The organism is Veillonella sp. T11011-6 (genome assembly GCF_002959755.1).
Lineage (GTDB): Bacteria > Bacillota > Negativicutes > Veillonellales > Veillonellaceae > Veillonella.
In genome coordinates this window covers 544,414-557,582 of sequence record NZ_PPCW01000004.1, presented here as the reverse complement: position 1 = coordinate 557,582, position 13,169 = coordinate 544,414, and the positions used below count along the sequence as shown (strand labels likewise).

At 40.1% G+C, this 13,169-nt stretch carries 9 protein-coding genes; 3 read left to right on the top strand and 6 right to left on the bottom strand.

Going from position 1 to position 13,169, the window contains the following annotated elements; translation table 11 throughout:
- Positions 1–10: 10 nt before the first annotated feature.
- The 4 genes from VRHSUH10_RS07245 to VRHSUH10_RS07230 all read right to left on the bottom strand — a co-directional run bounded on the left by VRHSUH10_RS07245 (position 11) and on the right by VRHSUH10_RS07230 (position 5,018).
- Positions 11–766: a glycosyltransferase family 2 protein gene (locus VRHSUH10_RS07245; protein ID WP_105090005.1), complete on the bottom strand. Its 756-nt coding sequence runs from the start codon at positions 764–766 to the stop codon at positions 11–13.
- A 96-nt stretch (positions 767–862) separates the two neighbouring features.
- The gene (locus tag VRHSUH10_RS07240) at positions 863–2,842 is read right to left on the bottom strand and encodes an LTA synthase family protein (RefSeq protein ID WP_105090004.1); all 1,980 of its coding nucleotides are present in this window, start codon (positions 2,840–2,842) and stop codon (positions 863–865) included.
- A 199-nt stretch (positions 2,843–3,041) separates the two neighbouring features.
- Positions 3,042–4,259 (bottom strand): transcriptional regulator, encoded by a 1,218-nt coding sequence (locus VRHSUH10_RS07235; protein ID WP_105090003.1) that lies wholly within the window; start codon positions 4,257–4,259, stop codon positions 3,042–3,044.
- A 159-nt stretch (positions 4,260–4,418) separates the two neighbouring features.
- The gene (locus tag VRHSUH10_RS07230) at positions 4,419–5,018 is read right to left on the bottom strand and encodes a class I SAM-dependent methyltransferase (protein WP_105090002.1); all 600 of its coding nucleotides are present in this window, start codon (positions 5,016–5,018) and stop codon (positions 4,419–4,421) included.
- Between the two features lie 373 nt (positions 5,019–5,391).
- On the opposite strand from VRHSUH10_RS07230, the gene VRHSUH10_RS07225 reads away from it, so the two are divergent.
- From VRHSUH10_RS07225 to VRHSUH10_RS07215, 3 genes are all read left to right on the top strand, one after another.
- On the top strand, positions 5,392–6,756 hold the full coding sequence (locus VRHSUH10_RS07225; RefSeq protein WP_105090001.1) for a hemolysin family protein: 1,365 nt from the start codon (positions 5,392–5,394) through the stop codon (positions 6,754–6,756).
- A gap of 309 nt (positions 6,757–7,065) precedes the next feature.
- Positions 7,066–8,130 (top strand): efflux RND transporter periplasmic adaptor subunit, encoded by a 1,065-nt coding sequence (locus VRHSUH10_RS07220; RefSeq protein ID WP_105090000.1) that lies wholly within the window; start codon positions 7,066–7,068, stop codon positions 8,128–8,130.
- Positions 8,127–11,189 (top strand): efflux RND transporter permease subunit, encoded by a 3,063-nt coding sequence (locus tag VRHSUH10_RS07215; RefSeq protein WP_105089999.1) that lies wholly within the window; start codon positions 8,127–8,129, stop codon positions 11,187–11,189. The genes VRHSUH10_RS07220 and VRHSUH10_RS07215 overlap by 4 nt, the downstream gene beginning before the upstream one ends.
- Positions 11,190–11,244: 55 nt before the next feature.
- On the opposite strand, the gene VRHSUH10_RS07210 is transcribed toward VRHSUH10_RS07215, so the two are convergent.
- Complete coding sequence (locus tag VRHSUH10_RS07210) at positions 11,245–11,562, bottom strand: YbjQ family protein (protein ID WP_105089998.1); 318 nt, start codon at positions 11,560–11,562, stop codon at positions 11,245–11,247.
- 122 nt (positions 11,563–11,684) lie between these two features.
- On the bottom strand, positions 11,685–13,166 hold the full coding sequence (locus VRHSUH10_RS07205; protein WP_105089997.1) for an amino acid permease: 1,482 nt from the start codon (positions 13,164–13,166) through the stop codon (positions 11,685–11,687).
- Positions 13,167–13,169 lie beyond the last annotated feature (3 nt).

Sequence of the window (13,169 nt, the reverse complement as noted above, 5' to 3'; positions counted from 1 at the left end):
AAATTACTGATTATAATTGCCCATTAGATTTGTTTAAATAATATAATTTTACATATTTCGTCATGGTATACATCATATGGTAGATAGATAATAGAAAACCTATTTTTCCATCTAATATGCCGCCTTGCAAAATATATATCTTAAAAAATGCCCATGTTGGACGCAATATAATATCCCCTAAAAAACTACAAGACTTCCCTTGTGCCTTGTACTTGTTGGCCGCTGCTGTAGTATATTTATTGAACTTTTCAAAGAACTGATGCCAGTTATCATACGTATAGTGATACAATTTTCCCTCTAATGTATCTTGTGGATACGGACTGATAAAGGCTTCATGAACAGCACCTTCCACAGTGGCTCCCTCTCGAGGCATCAATCGTAACACCTTATCAGGTCTCACCACACCATGAGTAGCTGGATTGTGATGGAATAAATTATATCTTCGTAGCCAATAAGCCTTTGGCTCTCCTTTAATAGATTCTTGAATTGATTTTGCTAATTGAGGAGATACACGCTCATCCGAATCTATAAATAGAATCCATTCAGAATGCGCTTGAGATATACCAAATCTCCGTTGTTGTGACCAATCTCCATTCAGAGGATGTGGTATAACTTTAGCCCCCAAGTTAGTAGCAAGAGGTACCGTTTGATCTGTACTTCCATCATCAATAACTAATATTTCATCAGCAAATTGAATACTTTTAATACAATCTACAATATGTTTTTCTTCGTTGCGAGCTAAGATAATAGCCGTCACAGTGCTCATAGATCATCCTTTAACTTACAAATCCCGTTAATTTACTATGTAGATACATATGGTAGATACAAATATGATATCTACCATATGTATCGTATACAAAAATTATTGAATACTATCCCCATGTTTGATACGCCATGCTGCGAGTTCGCGCATGTTCTTAATCACATCACCATAGGCTTGAGGCATATTTGTGCCTTGTTCCATAACTTTTCCATTGTTATCTAGATAGAGTCTATGGTTAAAGACAAATTTCTCTTGTGTAAACAAGCTTGGTACCATGGCTTCATAGGTTTGACCAGGACGACCTACAAGTTCTGCCAAGGTTGGAATGATTTGAATGCTCATGCCGAAAGCGTTTGGAGCAAGCCAGTCTTTATGAATGCCTCGACCATAGAAGATAATTGGAATGGTAGATGCCACATTAGGACTTACTTCGCGAGCAAAGGTAAAGCGTTCGCTATGGTCCCCAGTGATAACGAAGAGCGCCGATGGATCTGCTTTTTCTTCACTGGCGATAAACTGGCCCATTACATGGTCTGCATACCAAATATGACCCATTTCGTTCAATTGTTTATCGGTTTCAGCGATTGTATCAGGCAAATGACCTTTTACCTTGTTCACATCATACCCTTCTTTAGCGACGTTAACGCTATATGGAGGATGATTAGATGTAGTCATAATTACGTTGAGGATTTTTTCCCCTCTATGTTGATCCATGTAAGCGGAAATGGCTTTAAACATATCCTTATCCGCTACGCCCCATGCATTGCTTTCATCACTTGGCATTTCAGAAGCATCATGGAATTCATCAAAACCTTGAGACAAGGCGAAGTTCTTCACATTTTGCCATGTACTAAATCCGCCGTACCAGAATACAGTTTTATAACCTAGCTTTTTCATAACAGAACCAATGCCTAAGCCATACGGTTGTTTGAAGCTTTCACCTTCATAGTTAGGATATAGACCTGTGTCAGGCATGCCAGTCAATAAACCGTTGATAGCAGGCATCGTACCTGTACCTTGGGCAAGTGCTAGCTGTGTACTCATCGCTTGAGGACTGGCAGCATATTTACGACCTTGTTCAACGAGGTACGCACCAGGTTCGTTGTATTCACCAAGGAATGGCCACAAACCATAAGATTCACCGAGAACGATATTGATAGACTGTGGTTGCTCCGCTAAACGCTCTGTCGTAATAGTTCTTGTGAAAGAACCATCAAAATCCTTACCGTTAAACTTACCGCCGATGGCACTAATTTTTTCACTCAATTCTTGAGGGGTTAAGTTGATAACCTCTAACTCCTCCGCGCGTTTTGCAATACTTTTAACACGATAAAGAGCCTGTACATCATCAAGAATGGTTTCGTTTAACAGATTAGAACTGAGTCGCGCCGCACTTTCCCAGTTGATGGAATTTGTATAATTAAAAGCACCACCAAATCTAAAGAATAGTCCTAGTACGCCGATAACTACAGTCAATCCAATGCCTGTAATCCATTGCGTTTTCTTCGTCTTAGGATACCACGTAGTACAAACTAGTTGAGTATTAGCGTAATCGCTATATTTCTTTGTGCCCCACGCCAAGAAACGAACGAGGAACCAACAAAGGGCTGCACTCAACACAACAGCACCAACGATGTACATCAACGCATTATATTCATTGATGGCTGTATTAATAATGGCACCGATATCATCGTTTTTACCATTAATGAGCATCGCATTATAGGAGGAATTAAAAATCTTATAGAATGGAATACGCCCCAAGAATAAGAAGGTTAACAGTACCGTTGCAATAGAATAGATAACCTGTTTAATGCGCAAGGATGGCCATTTTGGTACAAAGGTATGCACCAATGTGCCTCCTAAGAAACCCAATAAACACAAAGAACCAACTGTCTTGAGACTCAATCTAAAGCCTAGCCATAAGGACGTAAGGATATTCTCCATCGTCACAGATGCCAGTTGTGATTGAAATACTGCAAGAAACACGATTCTAAATGCAGTCAACAAGGCAGAGAAAAAGATAAATACCTTAATCTCTGTCTTTATGCCTTCAAATAATCGTTGCCATCGGTTCATCATTAATCCCTACTATTCTTCATATAACGTAACTACTCTATACTACCTAACTATAATTATGTTGGATATTTCTTACACTTAGGTCCCTTACATCGCTTGCATTTACCGCACCCGCGGTCGATAGTTCCAGCATTTGCCGATTTCTTCGCACTAGTACTCTCCTTAACCCTCTGTTCAGAGGCCTTACTATTCCATACAGAAACTATCGTTTTTGCTTTTTTTCGGATCCATCCTTTTCGGATTTTTTATCCTTTTTCTTATCTTTTTTCTTGAAAGTATCCGCCAAAAATACTGTTTTTAACTTGTCATTTAAGACTTTAAGCTTCTTTTCAGCCTTGTCTTTCTTTTTCTTTAACTTATCTTCAGACTTAGAATGTTTATCTTCCTTGAACTTTTTATGTTTTTTGTCCTTTTTATCCTCTTTAGACTTCTTGTCATCCTTAGATTTCTTGTCTTCTTTAGATTTTTTTTCGTCTTTGGATTTTTTGTGGTCCTTAGATTTTTTAGACTTTTCGTCAGTCCCATTGATACGCGCCCATTCATCATCTACGCGTTTCAATTGCTTTTTAAGAAGCTTTTCCATCTTCTTATTGGCTTTATCGGAATCTAAACCAGCTTTGCCAAATAACAAAGCATTTACCGCTGTATACGGATCAATGGAGGATATATCATCAAATTCATCATCTACAGATTTACCTGTATGAGATGCATCTTCATGCTTAGATACAGTGCTATCTTTTTTAGTAGATGCATCCGTATTGTTAAGGGATGTTTCAGTATTCTTAGATTTTGAAAGCAACACAGAATTTTCTGCATCAAATGGGTTTTCTTCATCTAAATGATGGACTTCTAAGCTTTCCACGCCATCTAGTGGATTGACATCCATATGCTCTACAATTGCTTCATCAAGGTCAGACACCTCATGTTTGGAGCTTTCACCAGAACCTGTAAAAAGACCACCCATAGAATGCAATTCGTTCAATTTAATATGGTTCATGCCCACTGTAGAATCATGCTGCACAGGAATATCCGATAATTGGACCTGTTCCATAGCATATATATCATTATTATGACTAGCACCCTTGCCAAGATAAGATTCATCAGAAATGATGATATTCTCTTTATCGTCGCCTAACACATTACCAAATAAATCCTCTTCAAGAGAATCATAGGTATGCAACATGGACATCCGTTTTTGAACCTCTTCAATTTGATTCCATAAATCAACGAGAGAGGATGTATAGTATACGCGTTCCTTAACCTCTAAATAAGCTTGGTAAACGATAGCCAATTCTGACTCATTGAGCCCCTCTTCGGCACCGATTTCTTCAATCATTTGTTGGATCTGTTGATCTCGATCATAACGTTTAATTAAGGCCTTGCGAATACGTTCAATCAATGATGTATCGATGATTTCCACGGGTACCTCCAGTCTTCAATACACTCAGCCCTATCCACTACATTAGCGCATACGAATCAATGTATAGAACCATAAAAATTAATTTGATTTTATAATCTCTAATATATTATTATAGCAGAATTTATCTGCTTTTTCCTTAATAATCTAGGTGAAAGTCCCCTAAAATAAGTTTACTGAATACACTAAAATTCGTTCCTTATCATCATTTTCTTCAAAGAGATCACTGCAATCAATGGGTTCTTCCTGTTCCAATCGCACATGGTTATTCAAGAAGTTTTCTACCTCTTCGTTTACGTAGTAGAAAAACAACTTAATTTCACGAGGATGATGATACAGGGAATCAAAGATATTTCCTAAGACACGCTTAATCGTATGGAGTGCAAAGGGATTAAAGAAAAAACAACGATCTGCTTGATCTGGCAATTCATAAAGCGCCGCATCACCATGCACAAAGCTCACACGATTGCGAGCTGCTGGGCTTTCACCATTGATTAGAGCCTTTTCATAGAGTCGTTCATCGTATTCGATTCCAATGGAGTGACAACCCGTTTGGTACGCCATAAAAATGCTGACACGACCCTTGCCACTACCATAATCGATGAGGGTATTTTTCTTGCGAATATGACCGCTATTTGCCAAGCGCTCTAGCACGCAATAATCAGTCGGCTCATACGGATGATGCTCCGTATCAGACCGACTATCATCGCGGCCTGCTGTCTTTATTTGTAAAACCTGTTCCCATTCCTGTTCACTTGTCATAAATCTAATCCTATCATGAAGTCCAATTTATATGGCCTAATAATTAATACTAATCTTAATTTATATACATACTATACCCTTATTAGAGCCATATTTACAAATTAAAGGCAATCATATATTATATTAATCAAGGAAATCAATAGTTATAACATTTTAATGCATTCAAATGGAAAATAGGGTGGCAGCCCTGCTTTTTCTGTGCTAGTTACTGACGGAAATATCTATCTAGCCATTTGCAAATGTATTGACACAAGAAAAGCACCCATTAGGGTGCTTTTCTTGTATACAAACATTTATTGATGCTAATATGGTATACTAAAGAGTAACATTTCTATTTTCTCATGTGCAGAATATAAAAGGAGTATCTATTTACATGGACAGTGATCTGACCTTAGATTTTATAATTATCATCGTATTAATCATCGCGAATGGCTTATTCTCTATGACGGAATTGGCCATCGTCAATGCGAAGAAACGAAAATTAGAGGAAATGGCCGAAGCGGGCAACGAGCGTGCTAAAAAAGCCTTTGAATTAGCAGAAAATCCAAACGAGATGTTCTCTACTATTCAAATTGGTATTACCCTTGTTGGTATCTTAACTGGTTTGTATTCTGGTGCTACCTTCTCTGGTCCGTTAGAGGATATCTTAGTGGCAAGCATTCCAAGCATCGAGCCCTATGCTGCATCTATTAGCTCCTTCCTCATCGTTGCTATCATCACCTATTTATCCCTCGTTATTGGCGAGCTTGTGCCGAAACGTTTGGCTTTAAATAGTCCTGAAAGCATTGCTGTTGTAGTATCTAAACCGATTTACTGGTTATCTGTAGCATTAAAACCTATCGTTAGCTTCCTCGGTGTTTCCACAGAATTCCTTTTAAAATTACTAGGCGTTACTGTGAAAGAAGAGGCGCCTGTTACAGAGTCTGAAATCAACAAAATGCTCACCGAAGGCGTTGCCATGGGTGCTTACGAAGAAGAGGAACCTATCCTCGTAGAAAATATCTTCCACTTGGCAGATATGAACGCTGGTGACATCATGACACCTCGTACGCAGCTCAAATGGATTGACCTTAACGGTACAGAGGACGAAATCATGGAAGTCCTCAAAAACGCCAACCATTACCGCATTCCTGTAGGTACCGATTCCTTGGACGAATTAAAAGGTCTCGTTACCGTATCTGATGTATTAGTTCAAATCATGCAACGTCCTAGCGAACGATCCATTCATGATATTATTGAATCTTGTTTGAAAGAACCATTACTCATTCCAGAATCCATTACACTCATGAAATTATTGAACGTACTCCGTACAGAAGGCGTTCATGAAACCATCGTTCTCGACGAATACGGTGGTTTCAGTGGTCTTGTAACCTTACATGACATCATGGAAGAAATCGTAGGTCTCATGCCTTCTGGTGAAGAAGAAATCAAGGAAGAAGAAAACAAAATCGTTGAACGCGAAGATGGTTCCTGGCTTGTAGATGGCCTTCTCGACGTAGACGAATTTAAAGAATTCTTCCATATCGATCAAGAGCTACCAGGCGAAGAAAAAGACTTATACAAAACAATGGGCGGTCTCTTAAACGTGCTCTTTGGTCGCATTCCTAAAGAATTAGACAAAGCCAAATGGAATGGCTATACCTTTGAAGTTGTAGATATGGATAATACCCGTATCGATAAGATTCTTGTAACCTATGAAGAACCTATCGTAGTACAAGAAACAGAAGAAAAAGATTAATAGTTAATAGTTAATAGTAACTAGTTACTAGTTAAAAGTTACTAGCTCATAAATATATGAGATTCGTAAGTTTATAAAGAGTGAGTTCTCCTATGGAGGACTCACTTTTTATATATACCCCTAGCCGTTTACAGCTAAATATAGTATTATTAAATTGTATAAAATATATAATCAGACCTAATAGAGCTATTAATTACTATAATTTTAATGGCTAATTTAGATCTACTCTCATAATATGGAGTCCTATGAATGCTGCATCCATGTAGTTGTGTGTCATAGGGCTTATGTGTGGTATAAAGGAGAGATTCTATGAATCAACGAGTTATAGCAACCATAGGAGCCCTCTTAATAGGGGCTGCCCTCATAAGTGGTTGTGGATCTGAAAAGCAACCTGAGGATACAAGCCTCAAGGTGCGTACTATCACCATTGGTGAAGAATCTGGTACTACCGGCGCTGGCTATGCAGGTACCATCCATAATAAAACGGAAACAAACTTAGCCTTTCAAATTGGAGGGCGCGTCATCAATAAATTTGTAAATGTTGGTGATGTGGTACAAGCAGGCCAAGTCATCGCGCAAATCAATGGTTCCGATACATCCGCTCAAGTACAAAATGCTGAGGGTGCTGTAAAAGCTGCTCAATCGGCTTATGAATTAGCGGAAACCAATGCTAAACGATATCGCGAGCTCTACGCGCAACAAGCGATTAGTAAATTGCAATTAGACCAAGCTGAAAACCAATTGAATGCTACCTCTGCTCAATTACAACAAGCACAGGCTAGCCTCAATTTGAGTAGCAATCAAAATAGCTATACTAATTTGACTGCTCCTGATACAGGTATTATTACAGCTTTCAACATTGAAGCAGGCCAAGTCGTAGCGGCTGGTCAAAACGTTGGTACCTTAGCAGCTGGTCGCGACCCAGAAGCAGTCATCGCCCTTCCTGAACAAGAATTGACTAAGGTGCATGTAGGTAGCCCTGCCACTATTACATTCTGGGCTCTACCAGATGTAACTGTGCAAGGTGTGGTCCGTGAAATTTCACCAATCCCTGACCCTGTGGCGAGAACGTATACCGTAAAAATTGCCTTACAAAATCCACCTAAAGAGGTGCAACTAGGCATGACGATTAATGCTAATCTATCTACTACAGATAGCACTAATATTTCCATTCCGTTAACAGCTCTTGTAAAAGACTCTAATGGCAATAATGCAGTGTATATTATCCGAGACAAAAAAGCTCATCTCGTACCGATTAAGACTGGTGAATTTGGTAAGAACTCTGTCATCGTCACATCTGGTTTAGCTAAGGGTGACATTGTCATCACCGCAGGTACCCAACAATTACAAGAAGGGACGGCGGTGAGTCAATGAAACAATTTAACTTAGCCGAATGGGCCCTCAAACATAAGTCCATTATCTACTACTTCATGGCTGTGCTCCTTACCTTTGGTATCTTTTCATACAACCATATGGGACGTATGGAAGACCCAGACTTTACGATGCGCACCATGGTAGTCGGCGTTGCTTGGCCGGGGGCTTCCCCACAAGAAATGTCGGATCAGGTAACGGACAAATTAGAAGAAAAACTGCGCGACCTACCTGGCGTCGATTATACAAAATCTTTCACAGATGGCAGCAAATCAGTTATTTATATTAATCTGAAAGAAAATCTACCATCCGATAAAATCCGTCCCGCTTGGGAAGAAGCGCGGAACATGATTAACGATGAATGGAAGTCATTACCACAAGGTGTTCAAGGACCGACCATCAACGACAGATTCGATGATGTATACGGCATTATCTACGCTATTAGCGGCGATGAATTCTCGTACGAAGAAAAGCGTCAACAAGCAGAAGACTTAAAACGTCAGCTTTTATCTGTTCCAAACGTTAAGAAAATCAGCCTCATTGGGGTTCAACAACAAACCCTTAATGTAACGATTAATAAGGATAAATTAGCATCCTATAAAATCAGTACACAACAGCTATTAACAGCTATTAAACAGCAAAGTATGATGGTTCCAGCTGGTATGATTACGACGGATACGAATAATGTATATCTCCGCGTGAACGGTCTATTCGATAGTCCACAAGCCGTACAAGATATGCCAATTCGCATCAATAATCAAACCTTGCGCCTCGGCGACATGGCTGATGTGACCATGACATACCAAGACCCTAGCAATCCTCAATTCTACTATGAAGGCAAGCCAGCTATCGGTATTGCCATTTCCATGGATGCTGGGGCTAACAATGTGGAATTTGGTGAAGCTATCGACAAAAAGCTAGCAGAGTTGAAGAAAACCATCCCTGCAGGCCTTGAACTCGATCAAGTATCTAACCAGCCACATATTGTTAAGGAATCCATTGGGGACTTCTCACAATCCTTATTTGAAGCCATCGCCATCGTATTGCTCGTAAGCTTTGCATCTCTTGGCTTGCGTACAGGTGTGGTCGTAGCCCTCACTATTCCAGTCGTTGTATCTACCACATTCATTTTGATGTATGAAAATGGCATTTATCTGCACAAGGTTAGTCTAGGTGCATTAATACTGGCTCTAGGCCTCCTCGTAGACGATGCCATCATCGTTGTAGAAATGATGAGCGTTAAGCTCGAAGAAGGTTGGGGGCACTTTAGATCTGCCACCTTTGCTTATCAATCGACAGCGTTCCCTATGCTATCTGGTACGCTCATTACCTGTACTGGCTTCTTGCCATTAGCACTCGCAGAAGGCATGGTAGCAGAGTTTACAAAATCTCTATCCATCGTTGTATTTATGGCGCTCATCCTATCTTGGTTCGCCTCTGTTCTCGTCAGCCCTGTTCTCGGTTATAAAATTATCGAAAACAAGGCTCCAAAACCTGAATCAGAATGGAACAAACGAGACCGTATCATGCATAAGCTCAGTGTTACATTCTATGATAAGTTTGAAAAACTGTTACATTGGGCCTTAGGACATCATAAGGTCGTATTACTCATAACCTTAGGTGCTTTTCTGTTATCCCTACTTTCACTACCATTGATTAAACAGGAATTTTTCCCATCATCAACGCGTAATGAAATCATAGTATCTATGCAATTTCCTCAAAGTTCGTCCATCGAATATACTACAAACCAAGCTAAAATCATCGACGAACACTTACAAGGTAACGAACATATTTCCACCTTTACATCCTACATTGGACAAGGTTCTCCACGTTTCGTCCTCACCTTGGAACCGGAATTACAACGGAACAATTTCTTGCAATATGTAATCGTCACAAAATCCTTAGAGGACCGCGATAAATTATATGCAGAATTGACGCCATACTTAAATGAAGAATTCCCATCTGCCCTTGTAAATACGCAGTTCTTACAAATTGGTCCACCATCTAAATATCCAGTGATGCTCCGCGTTTCTGGACCTGATCAAAAGGTGGTAAAAGAAATTGCCAACAAGATAAAAGAGAAGATGCAAGGCGACAAGGATTTACATAACATAGCCTTTGACTGGCCAGATACAGAACCAGTAGCCAATATCCATATCGATCCTAACAAGGCTCGCTTACTCGGTATCGATAGCTATGCCGTATCCTTACACTTACAAAGCCTATTATCTGGCACTAAATCTGGTGAATACTACGAAGGTAACCAAACAATTCCTGTGACATTCCGTTTAGGAGATAATGAACAACACAACTTAAGTGCTCTATCCTCCTTACCAATTCAAACAGGTAATGGTTCCTACGTACCGCTTAGCCAAATTGCAACCATCACCATGACTCAAGAGGATGGTATTATCTGGCATCGCAACATGATGCCAACCATCAGCATTCACGCTAATGTAAATGCTGGCGTCCTAGGCAATGCGAAAACTAAAGAAGTGTATAAATCCTTACAAGACATTCGCGATTCCTTGCCTACAGGATATACCATTGAACTTGATGGAGCCGCTGAAAAGAGCGTAACAGCTGTACAAAATCTGTTAACACCAATGCCGATTATGCTCTTTATGATCATGACAATCCTCATGTTCCAATTAAAGCGTATCGCCCTCATGTTTATGGCTTTGCTCACAGCTCCTCTCGGATTAATCGGCGTTGTATTGGCTCTGAATATTACGAGAACGCCATTGGGCTTTATGGCTATTCTTGGCATCATTGCCCTTTCGGGTATGATCATCCGTAACTCCATTATCTTGTTAGACCAAATCGAAATCCACAAAGCAGAAGGTCAAGAACCTCGTGAAGCGATTATCAACTCCGCTACACTTCGTTTCCGACCTATCATGCTCACTGCAATCGCAGCGATTTTAGGCATGATTCCTCTCATGGGATCTGTATTCTGGAGTCCACTTGCTATCGCCTTCAGCGGCGGCTTACTAGTGGCAACAGTACTAACACTTATCGTACTACCAGTTATGTATGCAACATGGTATAAGATAAAATAAAAAAATCCCCCTAATATAGTTTTAACACTATTATTAGGGGGATTTTTATTACCTATTAAACTACAACGGCTGTGCCATTGCATGTAACCATGAGCATACCGTTTTCTGCACCTACTGTGCTGTATTGGAAGGATACGCCAATAATAGCATTAGCACCCATTTTAGAAGCCCGTTGAGACATTTCATCGAGGGCTGCTTGGCGGGCACTCATCAAAGAATCTTCATAGCTGCCACTACGGCCACCAACGATGTCGCGAATACCAGACATAAAATCTTTCACAAAGTTACGGCCTTCTACGACCTCACCAAATACGATACCTTTGTACTCTTGAACAGGTTTGTTTTCAATATGCATAGTTGTAGTAATAATCATAATTGTATCCTCTCTAATTGACTACAATATATTTTGATTAATTATAGCAAGGCTTTCACATTAATACAATCACAAAAAAAGACCTGTTCACTATTTCATAATGAACAGGTCTAATTATGTTATTATTTATCGAAATCGCGGTCTAGGTTAACCTCTTTCAATGGAACAAGTTTTGTTTTCTTGATGTATTTGTAACCTAAGTATACTGCGAAGAAGATTGGCAATCCAATGTACGCAACGGATACGCCATACCAGTCGATTGTATCGCCTGTGAAAGCAGAGTAGTTTTGGCCAGCAATGATGATGACGCAAAGGATGAACGCCAAGATTGGACCAATTGGGAACAACCACGCTTTGTAAGGTAATTCACTAAGATCTCTACCTTGTGCAATGAAAGCACGGCGGAAACGATAGTGAGAAACAGCGATACCAACCCATGCGATAAAGCCGCAAAGACCGGAGATATTAACAATCCAAGTATATGCAGTACCTTCGCCGATGAAGCTTGTAAGGAATGCAAATAAACCGATTGCTGTTGTTAAGATTAATGCTGGCACTGGAACGCCACGGCTATTAAGCTTAGCGAAGATTTTTGGTGCTTGACCTTCTTTAGCGAGTGCGTAAAGCATACGTGTAGAAGAATATAAACCAGAGTTACCAGCACTGAGTACTGCCGTTAAGATGATAGCATTGATAAAGCTAGCAGCAAAGGCAAAACCAAAGCGGTCAAATACGAGTGTAAATGGAGAAATAGATACATTCTCTACACTAGAATTCAACAGATTTGGATCAGTGTACGGAATTAAGAAACCGATAACTGTGAAAGCACCGATATAGAACAATAGAATACGCCAGAAGATTGTATTAATCGCTTTTGGCACGTTCTTTTCAGGGTCTTCTGCTTCACCAGCTGCTACGCCGATAAGCTCAGTACCTTGGAAGGAGAAACCAGCTACCATAAAGATGGCAAGAATAGATTCCCAGCCACCTACGAATGGCGCTTCCCCTACTGTCCAGTTTGCAAATCCTGGAGATGTGCCACCAATGCCAAAGATAAGCATGAATCCGCAGAATAGGAATACGAATACAGTAATAACCTTGATGCTAGAGAATACGTATTCACTTTCACCAAAGGAACGAGTAGACAAATAGTTCAAGCCGAATAAAACGAGCAAGAACAGAGCAGACCATACGATGGCAGGCACATCAGGGAACCAATATTTCATGATCAGCGCCCCTGCTAATACTTCAGCAGCCAATGTAATAGCCCAGTTAAACCAATAGTTCCAACCTAAGGCAAAACCGAAGGCAGGGTCTACATAACGTTTTGCATAAGTCCCAAAGGAACCAGGAATCGGCAAGTACGTAGCCATTTCACCAAGAGATGTCATGAGGAAGTACACCATAATACCGATAAGGCCGTAAGCTACAAGCGCACCACCAGGGCCTGCTGTACTTACTACCTCACCACCAGCTACGAATAAGCCAGTACCGATAGCGCCACCTAAAGCAATCATATTCATATGACGCGCTTTTAGGGAACGTTTTAAATGTTGATCTTTATTAGAGGTAAACTCTACATTATTATTTTGATTTTCAGCCATGGG